The sequence below is a fragment of the Streptomyces fagopyri genome (genome assembly GCF_009498275.1).
GTDB lineage: Bacteria > Actinomycetota > Actinomycetes > Streptomycetales > Streptomycetaceae > Streptomyces > Streptomyces fagopyri.
Map to the genome: position 1 here is coordinate 6,713,631 of NZ_CP045643.1, position 17,342 is coordinate 6,730,972.

The window sequence follows — 17,342 nt, forward strand, 5'->3', positions numbered from 1 at the left end:
GGGCGGACCCACCACCCGTGCGGCCGCGCCGCGATTCAGCGGAATTCTGCCGGATTCGCGCGCTTCTGACGTGCTTCTGACGCGGGACGGGCGGCGCTCGGGTACCGAGTGTCAGTCCGGGATGGCAGGCTTGTCCCGTGACCGAGATTGACGCAAAGATCGATGCTCTCGTCCCCGCCTGGCTCACCCTCCCCGACATCGCCGAACAGTTCGGCGTCGAGGTGACGCGCGTCCGGCAGCTGGTCAAGGAAGGCCAGCTGATCGCCGTACGCCGTGGTGAGAACCGCGCGCTGCACGTCCCCGCCGCTTTCATCGACGAGGACAAGGTCGTCAAGGGCCTCACCGGCACCCTGACGCTCCTGCGGGACGACGGCTTCACCGACGAAGAGATGCTCGAGTGGCTCTTCACCCCCGACTCGACCCTGCCCGGCACCCCCGCGCAGGCTCTGAGCGAGAATCGTGGCACGGAGGTGAAGCGCCGCGCCCAGGCGCTCGCCGTCTGATCCGACGAAACGCCCGGCGTACGGACCACGGCCGGCCCAGGACCACCCGGCCGCCGTGGTCCGTACGCACCGCCGCACCACGGGGGACACACGCATGCCCGAGAACGCCGCCCGCCTCGCCGACGCCCGCGTCTACCTCTGCACGGACGCGCGGACGCGTCAGGGCGACCTCGCCGAGTTCCTGGACGCCGTCCTGGCGAACGGCGTGGACATCGTGCAGCTGCGTGACAAGGGCATGGAGGCGGCCGAGGAGCTGGAGCACCTCCAGGTCCTCGCGGACGCCTGCGCCCGCCACGGCAAGCTCCTCGCGGTCAACGACCGGGCGGACGTCGCCCACGCGGCCGCCGCGGACGTACTCCATCTGGGCCAGGGCGACCTCCCGGTCCCCGCGGCCCGCGCCATCCTCGGCGACGAGGTCCTGATCGGCCGGTCCACGCACGCGGCGGAGGAGGCCTCGGCCGCCGCCGTCCAGGAGGGCGTGGACTACTTCTGCACCGGCCCCTGCTGGCCCACCCCCACCAAGCCCGGCCGCCACGCACCGGGCCTCGACCTGGTCCGCCACACCGCCGCGCTGCGCACCGCCCGCCCCTGGTTCGCCATCGGCGGCATCGACCTGGGCAACCTGGACGAGGTGCTGGAGGCGGGCGCCCGCCGTGTCGTCGTCGTCCGCGCGATCACCGAGGCGGACGACCCCGCGTCGGCCGCGGCGGAGTTCGCGAAGCGGCTGCGGCACGCCTGAACCGTCCGGGACCGGTCCGGCCCGCCGCAAGCGGGGGCATCCCGCCGTCCGGCGGGGCAGTCCCGCCGTCCGTCCGGCGGGCGGTCCCGCCGTCTGTCCGAGGGGTGGACAAGAAGCCGACGAATGAGACAATTCCCTGCGGTTCGGTTGGGGGACCGGCGCCCCCTGGCTAACCTGCCGGTATGGCCCTCGGATCTGCCTCCACCAGGACTGACCGCGCACGCGTCGTGAGCGACATGCTCGCGTCCGGCAAGAAGACGTACTCGTTCGAGTTCTCCGCGCCGAAGACCCCCAAGGGCGAGCGGAACCTGTGGAACGCGCTGCGCAGGGTCGAGGCCGTCGCTCCCGACTTCGTCTCGGTGACCTACGGAGCCGGCGGCTCCACCCGGGCCGGCACGGTCAGGGAGACCGAGCAGATCGTCGCCGACACCACGCTCACCCCGGTGGCGCACCTCACCGCCGTCAACCACTCCGTGGCCGAGCTGCGCAACATCATCGGCCAGTACGCGGACGCCGGCATCCGGAACATGCTCGCGGTCCGCGGTGACCCGCCCGGGGACCCCATGGGCGACTGGGTCCCGCATCCCCGGGGTCTGACCTACGCGGCCGAACTGGTCCGTCTCATCAAGGAGTCCGGCGACTTCTGCGTGGGCGTCGCCGCCTTCCCCGAGATGCATCCGCGCTCCGCCGACTGGGACGCGGACGTCGCGCACTTCGTCGACAAGTGCCGGGCCGGCGCCGACTACGCGATCACGCAGATGTTCTTCCAGCCCGAGTCGTACCTGCGGCTGCGCGACCGGGTCGTGGCGGCGGGCTGCGGGACACCGGTGATCCCCGAGGTCATGCCGGTGACGAGTGTGAAAATGCTGGAGCGGCTTCCACAGCTCAGTAACGCTTCGTTCCCGGACGTCCTGAAAGAGCGGATCCTCACATCCAAAGACGATCCGGCGGCTGTACGCTCCATTGGCATCGAGTTCGCGACGGAGTTCTGCGCGAAGCTGCTGGACGAGGGCGTCCCCGGACTGCACTTCATTACGCTGAACAACTCCACGGCGACGCTGGAAATCTACGAGAATCTGGGCCTGCACCACCCACAGCAGGCCTAGACCGGCCGCACCCGCGTACGACACACTGCGTAGCGGCCACTGGGAGAGGGGCGTACATGGGCTTGACGGTCCTCTATATCGCTTTCGGCATCGTCGCACTGTGGCTCCTCGGCGAGGTTCTGCTGCAGTACAAGGCGCGGCTGCGCTACCGGCTGCTCGCCTTCGCCGGCTTCGCCGGAGTGGTCCTCGGTGTGCTGATCCCGTCCGTGATCGTCGTCGGTCTGGGTGCGGCCGCCTTCGCGGTCGGCCAGACGTACGTCACGCTGTCGTTCCGACGCGGTTTCGCGGCCGGCTGGGCGGTGGGCAACCGTCAGGGAGCCGACAAGGCTCCGGAGAAGAGTTCGGGCAGGAGCAAGCGCCGCCGCGGCGAGCCGGACAGCCAGGATCCGGGCCTGGAGGTCTCCGACCTCGAGGCGGAGCAGGAGCCGGCCGAGGGCGCGCGGTATCCGCAGGGCGACGACGACTACACCCGCGAGGACGACGTCTTCACGCCCGCGCACTCCGACCGGTTCATGCCGGCCGGCTCCGGTGACCTCACGGCGACCGGGAGCACGGCCGTGTACGAGCCGCAGCCCCTGCCCGACGACACCGGCTCCTACGGCGTCTACAGCGACGCCGCCTACGCGGCCGCCGCGGGTCAGTCGGACCAGTCCTACGCCGCCGCCCCCTCCCAGGACCAGCAGGCCTACGCCTACGACGGCTACTCCGGGTACGACCAGCAGCAGTACGGCTACGACAACGGCCAGCAGCAGCAGTACGCCGCCTACTCCGACCCGTACATCGGCACGCAGACCTACAACGGCGCCGCGTACGACATGACGTACGGCGGCGATCAGCAGTACACGCAGCAGCAGGGCTACGGTCAGGACCAGTACGCCACCGGCGGCTACGGCGGCGAGACCCCGGCCGGCGGCGTCTGGGTCCCGCAGCAGCGCAGCACCGACGGCCAGTACGGCGGCGAACTCCCGCCCGAGCAGCAGTATCCCTACCAGGACAACGGCCAGGGCAACGGGAACGGCCAGGGCAACGGCGCCGGGTTCGACGAGCAGTACCGGTACTGACCGTCCCGAGAGGCGGGAGCGTCTCAGGGGGTCACCGGGCAGGAGGCCCGAAGGGGCCGCCACGGGGCGGCCCAAGGACGTGGTCGGGGCGCCCGCGGACTCACTGTGAGCCCCGGAAGTCCGGTCCCTCCACGATCAGCCCGGACACCAGGGCACCCGACATCCCCGCGTGCGGAAGCCCACCGCCGGGATGCGCCCAGCCACCGACCGTGAACAGCCCCGGCACGCGGGTGCGGTTCGACGGATGCAGCAGCCGGCCGGACGCCGCCGCGAGGGCCGGTGCGGGCACCGCGCCGCCCTCGGCTCCCGTCGCCTCCGCGATGTCGGCCGGGGTGCGGACCTCGTGCCACAGCAGACGCTCACGTAGGTCGGGCACGGCGCGCCGGGCGGCGTCGAGCACCCGCTCCACGTCGTCCTCGGACACCTCGAGGCCCGAGGGCACCGTGACCGTCACGGTGACCGCCTCGTGCTCCGCGTCGGGCGCGGGACCGGGGTCGTCCGGACGTGAGAGTGTCACCGTGGGAGCGGCGGGGAATCCCGGACGCTCGCCGAAGAGCCGCTCCAGCTCCTCCTCGCGGTCGGCCGTGTGCACCACCGTCCGGTGCGCCACCCCCGCCGGGCGGCCGCCGCGCAGCGCCAGCAGCACGGTCAGCCTGCTCGGGGCGCCCCGACGCGGCGCGACCTCGTCGTCGCCGTGCAGGGTCGTCCCGCCGACGAGACGGTCCAGTACCTCGGGCGCGACACCGGCGACCACGAAGTCCGCGTCCTCGACCGTGGCCGTCGCGGAGCCGTGACCCGCGGAAGGGTCCTCGGCGAGCTCGACGCCCACCGCGCGCCCGTCCTTCTCCACGATCCGTCCGACCGGCGTCCCGAAGCGGAACCCGACCCCGCGGGCCAGGCACCGTTCGTACATCGCGCGCGCCAGCTCCCGCATGCCTCCGCGCACGTACCACGTGCCGAAGGCGTGCTCCATGTACGGGAGCACCGCCGCGCTCGCCGGTGCGGCGCGGGGGTCGAGCCCGTACGCGAGGGCGTGGCTCTCCAGGAGGGCGGCCAGGCGCGGCTCGCGCAGCTCCCACGAGCCGACCTCGGCGAGGGTGCCGGCCCGGCGGGTGCGCAGCATCCTTCTGTGCGGCACCGCGGGGTAGGGCTCCTGGTCGGCGAGCACCTGCCAGTTCGGCCAGAGCGGCTCCTCCAGGAGGGGCCGCCGCGTCCGGTCCCAGGCCTCGCGGGCCCGCACCAGGAAGTCGCCCCACCGCTCGCCGGCGCCCGCTCCGAGCGCCTGGTCGAGGGCGGTGACGACACCCGCTCGGGAGGCGTTCGGCAGCGCGACCTCCGTGCCGTCGGCGAAGACATGGCGCGCGGACGGGTCCACCTGGACCAGGTCGACGCACGCCTCCAGCGGCTCCTTGCCCGTCTTGACGAACAGATCGCGCAGGACGGCGGGCACCCGCAGCAGGCCGGGGCCGGTGTCGAACGTGAAGCCGTCGCGCTCGAAGCGGCCCAGCGCCCCGCCGTACGTCGACGCGCGCTCGTACACCACCACCCGATGGCCCGCGACGGCCAGCCGGGCGGCGGCCGCCATCGCGCCCGTCCCGGCGCCGATCACCGCGATCCGTCCCATGCCCGCGACTTTATCGGCCACCACTGACAGGACGGGCCAGGGGCCTCTCGCGGGGGTCAGCCGGGTGGCGGCCCGACCCGCGCGGCGAGCCGTCTCTCCTCCCGGCGCTGGGCCCTGCGGCGCAGGAACCGCCGGATCCGGGAGACCAGGAAGAACAGCGTCAGCAGCCCCGCGAGCAGCAGCACGGCGGCGATCACCGCCGCGGCGACGGGGTGGAACATCGCGAACGTCAGGATGCCCGCGACCCCGAGGTCCTCGGCGAGGCTCATGCCGACGTTGGTGAACGGCTCGGGCGAGGTGTTGATCGCCATCCGGGTCCCGGCCTTGACCGCGTGGCTCGCCAGCGCGGTCGAGCCGCCGATCGCACCCGCGGCCAGATCGGGGAGCGAACCGCTGTGGCCGGCGAGCAGCGCACCGACCACGGCCCCCGCCACCGGCCGGACCACGGTGTGCACCGAGTCCCAGACCGTGTCCACGTACGGGATCTTGTCGGCGACCGCCTCGCACAGGAAGAGGACGCCCGCCGCGATGAGGACGTCGGGGCGCTGGAGGGACTCGGGGACGTCGTCGCTCAGGCCGGTCGCGCCGAAGACGCCGAGCAGCAGCACCACCGCGTACGCGTTGATGCCGCTGGCCCAGCCGCTCGTGAAGACCAGGGGGAGTACGGACACGCCAGCGATCGTAACCAGTTGACGACGGTCCGTCCTGGGCATGAGCGCCCAGGCACGGGTATCCGTACCCAGTGACGGAGATGAGTACCCGGACGGATGGGGGCCGGCCCGCGTGCACGGGAAAGTGGAGGCACGGAAGGGGGCGCGGCTCCGGTACCGCCGGCACGGGGCGGCGGAACGGTTCTCGCGCCCTTGGCCGCTCCTTCCGCCGGCCCGGTCGGCGGGAGTGAGGCACGGGGGACCCGGGGGACGACCGGACGGGGCCCGACGGGGAACACGGGGGAGCACGGCGAAGCGCCGGTGCGGAGCGGCTCGCGGGGGACGCGGCCGCCTCGGACCGGCGCTTTCGCCGCGCCCCGGCCACAACGGCCCGGGGCGCGGGACGTCCCGGACCTAGCGGTTGCCGCTCACCCGTCCCTGGAGCAGCCGTGAGAGCGCCGCGTGGACGTCGTCCAGGGATCGCTCCGGCTGGAAGGCCTGCCAGTCCAGGGCGGCCACCAGGACCATGCCGACCAGGGCGGCCGCGGTCAGCGGGATGTCGATCTCGTCGCTGAGCTCACCGCCCGCCACTCCCGCGCGCAGGACGTCCTCGACGACCGCGACGGCCTCCCGCCTGACCACCATGAGCGTGGACTGCCAGGCCCGGTTGGTACGCCACACCTCGGCCACGTACAGCTGGGTGAAGGCCGGGTAGCGGTCCATGAAGACGAGCCCGGCCAGGATCATCGCGTCCAGGGAGTCGACTCGCGTGCCGCCCTCGCGCTCGGTCCGTTCCGCGGCTTCGCGCAGGGAGGCGGTGAGCAGTCCCACCCCGTGCCGCAGCAGCTCTTCGAAGAGGACGGCCTTGCTGGCGAAGTTGTAGTAGACGGTGCCCTTGGCGACTCCGGCGCGCTCGGCGATCTCGTCCACGGTGGTGGCGGAGAAGCCCTGTTCCGCGATGAGGGTGACGGCCGCTTCGTAGAGCTTCTGCCGGGTGGCCTCGCGGCGACCGCCGCCTGCCGTGGTGCTGCTGCTTTCCATGGCCCTGATTGTCACAGGCTCAGCTCCGGGTGAAGGCGGTCCAGGGTCCACACCTGTTTGCCGCGTGCCGACAGGGCGGTGAGCGCGAGGGCGCCCGCGGTGAACGCCGTGAGGACGGCGCAGGCCTGCCAGACCGGTCCCAGACCGCCGCCGGTGATGAGCCGGCGCAGTGCCTCGACGACGTAACTCATCGGCAGGAAGGGGTGGATCGCGTTGAAGAAGCGCGGACTGGTCTGGACGGGGTACGTGCCGCCCGCCGACGTCAGCTGGAGCATCAGGAGGGCGAGCACCAGGATCCGGCCGGCCGCTCCGAAGCGCGCGTTCAGCCACTGGACGACGGCCGCGAAGCACGCCGTCACCAGGAACAGGAAGCCGACCGTCCCGGCCGCACGCGCCATCTCCAGGCCGATCGCCCAGTGCAGCACGGACATCAGGGCCGCCGTCTGCAGCACCCCGAGGGCGGCCACCGGCAGCCAGCCCGCCAGCGCGATGCGCCAGGCCGGGGCGCCGACCGCGAGTGCGCGCCGGTTGAGGGGCGGGATCAGCATGTAGGCGACCATCGCGCCCACCCACAGGGACAGCGGGATGAAGTACGGGGCGAATCCGGTGCCGTAGTTGGGTGCCTTGTGCAGGTCCCTGGAGGCGAGCTGGACCGGGTCGGCCATGACGTGGGTGCGCCGGTCGCGGTCCTGCCGGTCGTAGTCGGGGATCCGGCCGGCGCCGTCGTGCAGTCCCCCGGCCAGCTTCCCCGAGCCGCCGACGAGCCGGTGGATGCCTCCGTCGAGGTCGCCCGCGCCCGTCGTCAGCCGGCCGACGCCCGTGTCGAGGTCCGCGGCACCGGTCCTGGCCGTGCCGAGCCCGGTGTGCAGCTTCTCGGCGCCCGCGGCGACCTTCGCCGCGCCCGCGTCCAGTGCGTTGATCTTGGAGACGGCGTCGTCGAGGTCCTCGGAGAGGTGCGGCGCGCGGTTCGCGAGCGCACGGGCCTGCTTCTGGAGGGTGCCCAGGTCGCGGTCGAGGGTGTCGAGGTCGCCGCCCTGGTCGGCGATGAGTGTGTCGAGGTCGTCGGCGACCGCGGCCACGTCCGCGGCGGCCTGCCTGGCCTTCTTGAGATCGGGGCACGCCGGGTCGGGGACCGGCAGGGACTCGCAGCGGGCCTTGTAGACGGTGTTCAGCACGGTGGACGCCGTGCGGGCGCCCTTGGCGGCGGCCGGGGCCGCCTCGACCAGGGTGCCGAGGTTGTGACGGACCGCCGCGGCGGAGTCGGCGACCAGACGGGCCGTGTCGCCGATGGACTTCTCGTGGGCCCTCAGGAAGGGGCTCACCTTGTCCGCGACGCCGTCGACCCGGCCGGCGAGCGCCCTGGTGCCGTCCGCGACCTGCCGTGAACCGTCCTCCAGGTCGCCCGCCCCCTTGTCGAGCTTCTTCAGGCCCGTGGAGAGTCTTCCGCTGCCCTTCCCGGCCTCCTTCAGGCCGTCCGCGAGGTCCTCGGAGCCCTTCTTGGCCTTGCCGATCCCGCCCTTGAGCCGGTCGGCGCCCTTGGCGGCCTTCTCGGTCTCCCCGTGGATGTCGGAGAACGAGATGAAGATCTTGTCGAGGAACGATCTCGACGCCTTCGTGGAGGCCGCGGTGCGCACCTCGCTGAAGACCGTGCGCGAGATCTGCCCGACGATGTAGTTGTTCGCGTCGTTCGTACGTACCTGGAGCGCGCCGGTCTCGGGGGTGTCCCCGGAGCTGGAAGCGATCCTGCTGCTGAAGTCGGGCGGCATGGTCAGCGACAGGTAGTACGTGCCGTTCTCGACGCCCGCGCGGGCCTCGGCGGCGCTCACCTCGTGCCACTCGAAGGTGTCGCTGTCGCGCAACCTCTTGGTGATGTCGTCGCCCGCCCTGACCTCGGTACCCCCGGCCTTCGCCCCCCGGTCGTCGTTCACCAGGGCCACCGGGATGCGGTCCAGGCTGCCGTACGGGTCCCAGAACGACCACAGGTAGAGGGCGCCGTAGAGCAGCGGCAGCAGGAGGAGCGCGGCGAGTGCGGCGCGCGGGAGCCTGCCCCGGCCGAACCGCCTGAGCTCAAGAGCGGCCAGTTTCGGTGAGCGCATCGGCCGTCTCCTTCTCGTTCGTCGGGTGGGGGGCGGTGGTCCCGTCGGGGTCCACGTCCGTTGCGGCGGGCCGGCCGGTCCGGGCGGCCCTGGCGGTGGACATGGACACGGTGACCGCCCCTTCGGGGGCCTCGCCGCACACCGCGACGACGGTGGTGCCGGCTGCGGCGACCGCCGCCAACAGGGTCCACACCTCGGTCCGTTCGGTGTCCGAGAGCTTGAGGTCGGTGTCGTCGACGCCGAGCAGCCCGGGGCGGCCGACGAGGGCCAGCGCGACGGACAGCCGCAGGCTTTCGAGCCGTTCCAGATCACGTACGGCGGTCCGGGACCCCTTGGGCAGGGCTTCCCGGTCCAGCCCCGCGGCGGTCAGCGCTTCGTCGGTCCGCCGCTTCGTCTCGGCGGCCCGCTCGGCCCTCGGGCGCCACAGGCCCCGCAGCGGCCCCCCGAACCGCCGCTGCAGCAGGGCCCGTTCGAGCAGGTGCTCCCCGACGGTCAGGGCCGGGTCGAGGTCGGTGACGCCCGGTACGTGGGCCAGCGCGCTCACGCGCCGGACCGCGCCCATCTGCTTCGGCAGGGCCGATCCGCCCACGACGGCGCTTCCCTCGGTGGGCCGCATACGGCCCGTGAGGGCGAGCAGCAGACACGTCCGCCCGGATCCGGACGGGCCCTCGACCGCGATCAGTGAGCCGGGCTCCGCGGTCACCCCCACCCCGCGGAACGCCCAGCCGCGGGGTCCCTCGAGTCCGAAGTCCGTGGCCGTGACACCGAGTCCGTGCGGACCGTCCACAGCGTCCCCATCCCTTGAGCAATTTTGAACTGACTGGTCAGTGCAAAAACTAACGCGAACCTTCGATCGAAGCAAAGCCGCAGGTCAGAACGGATTGTCAGTGGCATACCTCACGATGGGCACATACGGCCACAGTGCCGTCACGCAGACGACAGGAGGTTCGTCATGGCCACCTCTTCCGCAGCAGCCGCCCACCGGCGCCGCGCCACCGGCCCTGCCCCCTCGCTGACCGGCCCGGCGGGCGACGTGCACCCCGTGCTCCGCCGGACCACGGCCCCGCCCGCCGCCCTCGACCTGCTGGCCCAGGCCCGCGCCGGACTCGACGAGGCGACGGTCCTGGAAACGCCCAACGAGCGCTATGCGACGGCCCACTTGGCCGCCCTGCGCACCGCCGCCGCCGTCCTCGCCGCGCGAGGTCGCCCCGAACCCACCCCCCGACGCCGGGCCCGCATCCGCAGCGCCTGGGAGGTGCTCCCCGAGATAGCGCCCGAACTGACCGAGTGGAGCGCCCTGTTCGCTTCCGGAGCAGGCCGCCGCGCCCGGGCCGAGGCCGGCATCCAGGGCGCGGCGGGCACCCGTGACGCCGACGACCTCATTCGGGACGTGGCGATGTTCCTGCGCATCGTCGAGCGGATCCTCGTACTGCAACCCGTCCTGCCCCAGCCGCGGCAGGACGGGGGCAGGGAGGTCCCGGACGCCGGCTGACCGCGCGGAGGAGGGCCTCATCCACGACGTGATCCACCACGTGATCCGGCGCGTGAGACGGAGGATCGGGTACGGCGGCGGAGGCAATAGGGTGGACACGCCTGATGCCTCCCGCCGGGAGGCCCCCCGATCGCTCCGCCCCATCCGAGGCGGTGCCGCGCCGAGGAGTCAACTGCCGTGTCGGACCCGATGCGCCCCCGCGCTTCTCTCCGTACCGCCGTGGTCTGGGAGGTCCTCAAGGACGCTCTCGACCGCCGGGTCAAGGCGACCGGGCGGGAGTCCCTGGACGTGCTCGACACCGGGGGCGGCAGCGGCAACTTCGCGGTGCCCGTGGCCCGCCTCGGCCACCGCGTCACCGTCGTCGACCCCAGTCCGAACGCGCTGTTCGCGCTGGAGCGCCGGGCCGCCGAGGTCGGCGTCGCCGACCGCGTCAAGGGCGTGCAGGGCGACGCCCACGGTCTCTTCGACGTCGTCGAGCGCGGCGGCTACGACGCGGTGCTGTGCCACGGGGTCCTCGAGTACGTGGACCACCCGGCAGAGGGCGTGCGCAACGTCGTGGACGCGCTGCGCCCCGAGGGTGTCCTCAGCCTGCTCGCCGCCGGCCTGGGCGGCGCGGTGATCGCCCGCGCCCTCGCCGGACATTTCAAGGAAGCCAGGCACGCCCTCGCCGACCCGGACGGACGCTGGGGCGAGGGCGACCCCGTGCCCCACCGCTTCACCGCCGAACAGCTCACCACGCTCGTCGAGGGCGCGGGCCTGCGCGTCGGCGCGGTGCACGGCGTACGGGTCTTCGCGGACCTGGTCCCCGGAGTCCTCGTGGACACCGAACCGGGAGCCCTCGAAGCCCTCCTGAAGCTGGAGGCGGCGGCCGCGGAACTCGCCGCGTTCCACTCCGTGGCCACGCAGCTTCATGTGCTCGGTGAGACGCGGGGGGCCGACGAGGGCTGAGTCGTCCACCGTGGTGCGCCCCTGATCAGGGGCGGGGCGGCAGATGGAGTACGCCACAGGCCACCCGATCGAGCCCTCGGCGCCGTATGATCGAGGGAGACCGTCCGGCATGACGGGCCGGTCGCTGGGGAATGCACGCCTCAGTGGACCGGGGTGCCATGGCGGGTTCCGGTTGGCGAATTGGCGCAGAGGGGCGGGTTTCACGGGGGCGATTCCCTGCCTATCCTGAAGGGGACCCCCGGTCGCCCCGGCGACTGCACGATGAGGAGGACGCCGTGCCGCTCTCGGAGCACGAGCAGCGAATGCTCGAGCAGATGGAGCGAGCGCTGTACGCCGAAGATCCCAAGTTCGCGACAGCGCTTGAGGGAAGCGGGCTGCGTACGTACACCCGGCGACGGGTCTACCAGGCGGTCGCGGGCTTCCTGGTGGGTATCGCGCTCCTCATGGCCGGAATGGTCGCAGTACAGATCTGGCTGAGCGTGGTGGGTTTTCTCGTCATGCTGGGCTGTGCCGTGCTTGCAGTCACCGGTTGGCGCAAGGCTCCCAAGCCGGGAGAACAACCGGCGACGCCCGGCGCACCCGCCGCGCGTCGCCAGGCCAGACAGCGCCGCTCCATGATGGACCGCATCGAACAACGCTGGCAGCGACGCCGCGACGAGCAGGGCCAGTAGCACCAGCGGCGTCCGCCGGGGCGACGAGCGATCGGCCGCAGCCGTAGGACTTGCGTGAGGGGGTGTCCACCCGGACCGGGTGGACACCCCCTCAGGCGATCCCACGACCCACCGGCTTCCGCCTCCGACCGCCCCCTCCCTCCAAGCCGGACGGAAGCCCTGTCCGGCCGGAATACGCACCCGCCCGGGCAGCGCCCGATCGAAGCCCCTGAACCGGCGGGTCATGGTGGGGCCGGAGTCCCCGCCCCAACGGACCGCGGTCCGAGGGTGCCCGGTCCGATCAGCGGCACGGTTCGACCGGAGCCCGGTCCGACCGGTGGCGCGGCTCGACGGCTGGGGTGGCTCGACCGGTGGCACGGCTCGGCGTCCGGAGTGGCTCGACCGGTGGCGTGGGTCGTCCCGGCGTGCGGTGGGTGCCGGCCACCGTGGACGGGTCCGCTCGTGGGGTCCGGCTCGCGAAGCCGGGTGGCCCGCACCCCCGGCAGGGAGGTGCGGGCCACCCGTGGTGTCCGGCGTGGTGTCCGGCGTCAGCCGCTCTGCTTCGAAGGGCGTCGCAGCAGGGTCTCCCCGCGGGCCGCCAGGCGGGCCGTCACCGCCGCCCGCCGATCCGACGCCGCCCAGGCCACCCTGATGGCTGAGCGCGGTGCGACAACCGCGCGCAACCGGGCGATCCGGCTCGCCGGGACGCGCAGGGCGCTCGCGACCCGGCGGGCGTCCTCGGCGAGCCCCGCGGCCGGCCGGGGACGCGGAGCGTAGAGAACCTGCTCCACCGCCGCCGCCACCCGGTGCACCGCCTCCGCCGCGTCCCCGTCGAGAAATCCGAGGCGCACGATCCGCGCCGCGGCCTTGCGTGGCGTCTGGGACTCGTCCGGCACGATCCCGTAGTCCCACGCCGTGTCGGTCACCTCCAGCCAGGCCGCCAGCGTGTACGCCGCCGCGTCCTCCTCACCACGGCCGTGCGCGCCGAGCCGCAGGGCCCGGGCCCGCAGCCGCCACAGCATCGGCAGCGACGGCAACGCCAGCAGCAGGAGCCCCAACAGGGTCAGCCCCAGGATCTGGAACAACGGCGTGCCGTCGTCCTTCGAACCCACCGCGGCCGACGCGGACTCACTCGCGCAGCCCTCCAGCCGCTTCAGCTGGGCCGAGCAGGTGGAGCCGACCGACGGGGCGGTGGACGGCGCCGCGGACGTCGAGGTCGTCGGGTTCGGCAGCGCCGGCGTGTCCAGGCCGGGCGTGTCCGTCTGGGTGTAGTCCGGCACCGAGCCCCGGTTCGGGGTCGGCTCGAAGCGGGTCCAGCCCACTCCCTCGAAGTACAGCTCGGGCCAGGCGTGCGCGTCCCGCAGCCCCACCGACATCGAACCGTCGGCCTCCGGGGTGCCGGGCGTGAAGCCCACCGCGACCCTGGCCGGTATCCCCAGCGTGCGGGCCATCGAGGCCATCGCGAAGGAGAAGTGGACGCAGAAACCCTGCTTGTCCCTCAGGAAACGCGCGATCGCGGCCGAGCCGCTGCCGACCTGCACCTGGGTGTCGTAGGTGAATCCGCCGGTCACCGCGAAGTAGTCCTGGAGCTTGACCGCCTGCTCGTAATGGTTCGTCGAGCCCTCGGTGACCTTGCGGGCGGTGTCGGCCACCACCGCGGGCAGCGACTCGGGCACCTTGGTGAACTCACGCTTCAGGGCCGCGGGGGGCTCCGGCGCGTCCGCAAGCTGCGCCGCGGTCGGCTGGACGATCAGACTGGTGACGTCGTACTGCACACCGCGCGTGTTCTGGCCGTGGTCGCCGACGAGCGTGCGGCCCACCGGCTCGTAGCGCCAACTGCCCTTGATGCTCACGTGGCTCACGGGGTACGGCATGGGAAGCCAGTCCTGCGCGTACCAGTCGGCCGCCGCGATCCGTGTGCGGATCTCGCTGTGCCGGACGTCCGACCCGAGGCCGATCGGTGTCGGGAACGTGTCGGGAACGTCCTGGATGTGCCGCTGGGCCGGCTTCCACGCCGTGCCGTCGAAGTCGTCCAGGGACACGATCCGCAGATACATGTCCTGGGTGTCCTGCGTGTTGGTGCGGTAGGACATGACCTGACGGTCCTCGTCCACGTTCAGGCTGTCGCGGAGCGAGACCAGCGGGTTCACCGCGGAGATCGTGCCACCGCCACCCGAGCCGGGGCCGACGCCCGCGCCGGCGGCGCCCAGCAGGCCACCGTCGAGCGCGGGCAGGCCGAGCGGCACCACCAGGGCGACGCCCAGCGCGACCGCGCCGATGCGCCGTCCCGTGCGGACCGGCGCGGTCGCGCCCGACGAGACGTCAGGCCCCCGTGTGCGGGGCGCGCCGCCGAAGACACGCCCCCACTGCGAGAGCCGGTCACGGCCCTCCGCCAGGAGCAGCATCAGATAGCCCCCGGCCGCGAGCAGGAACCACAGCCAGGCGGCCCCGCCGCCCGCCAGCCCCGCGGCGACCGAGTACAGCGCGAGCAGGGGGAGTCCGGCGGGGGCCGCGCTGCGGAACGTCACCGCGAGCGCGTCGACCGCGAGGCCGATCAGCAGGACACCGCCGATCAGCATCAGCCGGATGCCGTCGGACAGGGGTGCCGGTATCGCGTACCGCCCGACATCGTCCGTGCCCGATCGGAGCAGGTCGCCGAGGTGCCGGAACGCCTCCGGTCCGGGAACGAAACCGAGGAGCGCCTGCTGCCGGGCGAAGACCAGGGTCAGCAGCATCAGCATCACCAGCGCCTGCGCCGCCACGGTCAGCGGCCGGGCCAGCGGAACCCGCCGGGTCAACACGCCCACACCGGCCTGCAGCGCCAGCAGGAGCGCCGCCTGGAACAGCCAGGTCACCGGAGCGACCAGCGGCAGCAGGGCGCACGCCGCCATCAGCGTGGCCGCCGCCGAGCACAGCGTCAGTCGTGCCCGCCCGCTCATCGGACTCCGCCCCCTGCCGTACTCCCCGTGGACGCGGCACCCGTGCGCTGCCGGTCCGCCAGCCGCCACAGGTCCGCGAGATCCGCGCCACGCGGCACCGTGACCGCGGTCCAGCCCGCCTCGCGCAGCATGCGCAGCCGATCCTCACTTCTGTCCAACGGGCCGGGTACGTCGGTGGGTTCCCGCACCCAGGTCTCACTGTCCAGCAGGAAGGCGACCGCGCCACCGCTGCGCTGGCGCATCTTCGCGAGCACCGTCGTCTGCTCCTCGTCGAGGTCGCCGAGGAAGGCGATCAGCAGCCCTTCGTTCCCACTGCGCAGGATGTCGTAGGCGCGGGACAGCCCCGTGCCGTCCGAGTGGTCGATGACCGCGAGGGTGTCCATCATCAGCCCGGCGGCGTCCGCCGACTGCTGGCTCGCGCCCGTGAAGCCGTCGGCGCCCTCCCCGGGCACCGAACTGCCGTCGTCCGTCAGCAGCCTGACGGAGAAGCCCCGCTCCAGCATGTGCACCAGCGAGGACGCCGTGCCCGAAACCGCCCACTCGAAGGCCGAGTCGGGTCCCGCGCCCTGGTAGGCGATGCCCCGGGTGTCGAGCAGCACCGTGCAGCGGGAGCGCTGCGGCTGTTCCTCACGACGGACCATCAGTTCGCCGTAGCGCGCGGTCAGGCGCCAGTGCACCCGGCGCAGATCGTCCCCGTGGCGGTATCCGCGGGGGATGATGTCGTCCTCGCCGGCCAGCGCCAGCGAGCGCTGCCGTCCCTCGCCGTACCCCTTCGCCTCGCCGGTCAGCCGCACCGTCGGCAGCGGCTCCACGCGCGGGATGACGGTCAGGGTGTCGTACGTGGAGAAGGAGCGCGTCAGCTCGCACATGCCGAAGGGGTCGGTGAGCCGCAGTTGCAGCGGCCCCAGGGGATACCGGCCGCGCAGGTCCGAGCGCACCCGGTAGGACACCTCGCGGCGGCCTCCCGCCTCCACCCGGTCCAGGACGAAGCGGGGCCGCGGTCCGAGGACGTACGGCACCCGGTCCTGGAGCATCAGCAATCCGGTGGGCAGCCGGGAGACGTTGTCCATCCGCAGATGGACCCGGGCCTCGGAGCCGGCGGGTACCCGCCCGGGGGAGAGCCTGCGGCTGCCCGCGACGCGGTAGCGGGTGCGGTACAGCACGGTCGCGCAGACGAGGGGAAGCGCGGCGAGCAGCAGGCCGACCCGGAGCAGATCGCTCTGCCCCAGGACGTACGCGCAGATCACGGCGGCGACTCCGGCGGCAAGGAAGGAGCGTCCGCGGGTGGTGAGACCGGCGAGCGCGGTGCGCAGGCCGCCCTTCTCGTCCTCGGTGTCGCCCGTCCCCCCGGACATCACAGCCTCCGGGGCGGCTGCTGGCCGAACGCGGACGCGCCGCGGCCCATGGTGAAGCCGGAGCCGGCCTGCTGCTGCGGCGCTGCCGGAACGGGGGTGTGCTGCAGGATCTCCTGGACGACCTGCTCGGCGGTGCGGCGGTTCAGCTGCGCCTGGGCGGTGGGGAGCAGACGGTGTGCCAGGACCGCCACCGCGAGTGCCTGGATGTCGTCCGGCAGCGCGTACTCCCGGCCGCTCAGGGCGGCGGACGCCTTCGCCGCCCGCAGCAGATGCAGCGTGGCACGCGGTGAGGCGCCGAGTCTCAGGTCGGGATGGGTACGGGTGGCGGCGACCAGGTCGACCGCGTACCGCCGGACGCTGTCCGCGACGTGGACCGTGCGGACGGCGTCGATCAGTTTCACGATCTCGTGCGCGTGCGCCACCGGTTGCAGGTCGTCCAGCGGGTTCACGCCGCCGTGGATGTCCAGCATCTGCAGTTCGGCCTCGGCGCTGGGGTAGCCGATGGAGACGCGGGCCATGAAACGGTCGCGCTGGGCCTCCGGCAGCGGGTAGGTGCCCTCCATCTCGACGGGGTTCTGCGTGGCGACCACCATGAAGGGGCTGGGCAGTTCGTAGGTCTGCCCGTCGATGGTGACCTGGCGCTCCTCCATCGACTCCAGGAGCGCGGACTGCGTCTTGGGCGAGGCGCGGTTGATCTCGTCGCCGATCACGATCTGCGCGAAGATCGCGCCCGGCTTGAACTCGAAGTCCCGGCGCTGCTGGTCCCAGATGGACACACCCGTGATGTCCGAGGGCAGCAGGTCGGGCGTGAACTGGATACGCCGCACCGAGCAGTCGATGGACCGGGCCAGCGCCTTGGCGAGCATGGTCTTGCCGACGCCGGGGACATCCTCGATCAGAAGATGCCCCTCGGCGAGCAGCACGGTCAGCGAAAGCCGTACGACCTCTGGCTTGCCCTCGATCACTCCTTCCACCGAACTGCGGACTCGCTCCGCAGTGGCGGTCAGATCCGTGAGGCTCGCTCGATCGTCATAGGTCGTCACCCGGCCCTCCTCGGCCCTTTCGCGGGCCGACGCCCTGTGCGGACCGGCCCACCCCGAAAAACGGACACCACGCGCGAAGTTCCGCGTGACGCCAC

Annotated in this window: 15 protein-coding genes; 7 read left to right on the top strand and 8 right to left on the bottom strand. The window is 72.7% G+C overall.

The features are described from left to right. The first annotated feature begins 137 nt into the window (after nucleotides 1–137). The 4 genes from GFH48_RS28980 (at nucleotide 138) to GFH48_RS28995 (ending at nucleotide 3,409) form a co-directional block, all read left to right on the top strand. Complete coding sequence (locus GFH48_RS28980; protein ID WP_153291051.1) at nucleotides 138–503, top strand: Rv2175c family DNA-binding protein; 366 nt, start codon at nucleotides 138–140, stop codon at nucleotides 501–503. Between the two features lie 94 nt (nucleotides 504–597). After that, a complete protein-coding gene (gene thiE, locus GFH48_RS28985) occupies nucleotides 598–1,242 on the top strand; it encodes a thiamine phosphate synthase (RefSeq protein ID WP_153291052.1) in 645 nt (214 codons plus the stop codon). A 182-nt stretch (nucleotides 1,243–1,424) separates the two neighbouring features. Next, entirely contained in the window at nucleotides 1,425–2,348 is a 924-nt protein-coding gene (metF, locus tag GFH48_RS28990; RefSeq protein ID WP_153291053.1) for a methylenetetrahydrofolate reductase [NAD(P)H], read from the top strand. Nucleotides 2,349–2,404: 56 nt separating this feature from the next. Beyond that, a complete protein-coding gene (locus GFH48_RS28995; RefSeq protein ID WP_153291054.1) occupies nucleotides 2,405–3,409 on the top strand; it encodes an SCO2102 family sporulation regulator in 1,005 nt (334 codons plus the stop codon). A gap of 100 nt (nucleotides 3,410–3,509) precedes the next feature. Here GFH48_RS28995 and GFH48_RS29000 read toward each other — a convergent pair whose 3' ends face one another. From GFH48_RS29000 to GFH48_RS29020, 5 genes are all read right to left on the bottom strand, one after another. After that, on the bottom strand, nucleotides 3,510–5,033 hold the full coding sequence (locus GFH48_RS29000; RefSeq protein WP_153291055.1) for a phytoene desaturase family protein: 1,524 nt from the start codon (nucleotides 5,031–5,033) through the stop codon (nucleotides 3,510–3,512). 56 nt (nucleotides 5,034–5,089) lie between these two features. Then, nucleotides 5,090–5,704 carry a DUF4126 domain-containing protein gene (locus tag GFH48_RS29005; protein WP_153291056.1) on the bottom strand — a complete coding sequence of 205 codons (615 nt, stop codon included), beginning with the start codon at nucleotides 5,702–5,704 and terminating at the stop codon, nucleotides 5,090–5,092. A gap of 393 nt (nucleotides 5,705–6,097) precedes the next feature. Further along, nucleotides 6,098–6,724, bottom strand: a complete 627-nt coding sequence (locus tag GFH48_RS29010; RefSeq protein WP_153291057.1) for a TetR/AcrR family transcriptional regulator — start codon at nucleotides 6,722–6,724, stop codon at nucleotides 6,098–6,100. Between the two features lie 11 nt (nucleotides 6,725–6,735). Continuing rightward, a complete protein-coding gene (locus GFH48_RS29015) occupies nucleotides 6,736–8,820 on the bottom strand; it encodes a YhgE/Pip family protein (RefSeq protein WP_153291058.1) in 2,085 nt (694 codons plus the stop codon). Continuing rightward, the gene (locus tag GFH48_RS29020; RefSeq protein ID WP_153291059.1) at nucleotides 8,792–9,607 is read right to left on the bottom strand and encodes an ATP-binding cassette domain-containing protein; all 816 of its coding nucleotides are present in this window, start codon (nucleotides 9,605–9,607) and stop codon (nucleotides 8,792–8,794) included. Before GFH48_RS29020 ends, GFH48_RS29015 begins: the two co-directional genes overlap by 29 nt. A 165-nt stretch (nucleotides 9,608–9,772) precedes the next feature. On the opposite strand from GFH48_RS29020, the gene GFH48_RS29025 reads away from it, so the two are divergent. From GFH48_RS29025 to GFH48_RS29035, 3 genes are all read left to right on the top strand, one after another. Further along, nucleotides 9,773–10,312 (top strand): SAV_6107 family HEPN domain-containing protein, encoded by a 540-nt coding sequence (locus GFH48_RS29025; RefSeq protein WP_153291060.1) that lies wholly within the window; start codon nucleotides 9,773–9,775, stop codon nucleotides 10,310–10,312. Between the two features lie 177 nt (nucleotides 10,313–10,489). Beyond that, nucleotides 10,490–11,260: a class I SAM-dependent methyltransferase gene (locus GFH48_RS29030; RefSeq protein WP_153291061.1), complete on the top strand. Its 771-nt coding sequence runs from the start codon at nucleotides 10,490–10,492 to the stop codon at nucleotides 11,258–11,260. A 275-nt stretch (nucleotides 11,261–11,535) separates the two neighbouring features. After that, nucleotides 11,536–11,931, top strand: a complete 396-nt coding sequence (locus tag GFH48_RS29035) for a DUF3040 domain-containing protein (protein WP_153291062.1) — start codon at nucleotides 11,536–11,538, stop codon at nucleotides 11,929–11,931. A gap of 527 nt (nucleotides 11,932–12,458) precedes the next feature. Here GFH48_RS29035 and GFH48_RS29040 read toward each other — a convergent pair. From GFH48_RS29040 to GFH48_RS29050, 3 genes are read right to left on the bottom strand one after another with little or no spacing between them, the layout of a single operon-like run. Further along, nucleotides 12,459–14,849 (bottom strand): transglutaminase TgpA family protein, encoded by a 2,391-nt coding sequence (locus GFH48_RS29040; protein ID WP_153291063.1) that lies wholly within the window; start codon nucleotides 14,847–14,849, stop codon nucleotides 12,459–12,461. Then, entirely contained in the window at nucleotides 14,846–16,204 is a 1,359-nt protein-coding gene (locus GFH48_RS29045) for a DUF58 domain-containing protein (protein WP_153291064.1), read from the bottom strand. Before GFH48_RS29045 ends, GFH48_RS29040 begins: the two co-directional genes overlap by 4 nt. Then, entirely contained in the window at nucleotides 16,204–17,247 is a 1,044-nt protein-coding gene (locus GFH48_RS29050; RefSeq protein WP_153291065.1) for an AAA family ATPase, read from the bottom strand. Before GFH48_RS29050 ends, GFH48_RS29045 begins: the two co-directional genes overlap by 1 nt. Nucleotides 17,248–17,342 lie beyond the last annotated feature (95 nt).

Excerpts from the sequence above, each read along its gene's own strand:
- thiE (WP_153291052.1), top strand. The coding sequence starts at position 598 with ATGCCCGAGAACGCCGCCCGCCTCGCCGACGCCCGCGTCTACCTCTGC.
- metF (WP_153291053.1), top strand. The coding sequence starts at position 1,425 with ATGGCCCTCGGATCTGCCTCCACCAGGACTGACCGCGCACGCGTCGTG.
- GFH48_RS28995 (WP_153291054.1), top strand. The coding sequence starts at position 2,405 with ATGGGCTTGACGGTCCTCTATATCGCTTTCGGCATCGTCGCACTGTGG.
- GFH48_RS29000 (WP_153291055.1), bottom strand. The coding sequence starts at position 5,033 with ATGGGACGGATCGCGGTGATCGGCGCCGGGACGGGCGCGATGGCGGCC.
- GFH48_RS29010 (WP_153291057.1), bottom strand. The coding sequence starts at position 6,724 with ATGGAAAGCAGCAGCACCACGGCAGGCGGCGGTCGCCGCGAGGCCACC.
- GFH48_RS29015 (WP_153291058.1), bottom strand. The coding sequence starts at position 8,820 with ATGCGCTCACCGAAACTGGCCGCTCTTGAGCTCAGGCGGTTCGGCCGG.
- GFH48_RS29025 (WP_153291060.1), top strand. The coding sequence starts at position 9,773 with ATGGCCACCTCTTCCGCAGCAGCCGCCCACCGGCGCCGCGCCACCGGC.
- GFH48_RS29040 (WP_153291063.1), bottom strand. The coding sequence starts at position 14,849 with ATGAGCGGGCGGGCACGACTGACGCTGTGCTCGGCGGCGGCCACGCTG.
- GFH48_RS29045 (WP_153291064.1), bottom strand. The coding sequence starts at position 16,204 with ATGTCCGGGGGGACGGGCGACACCGAGGACGAGAAGGGCGGCCTGCGC.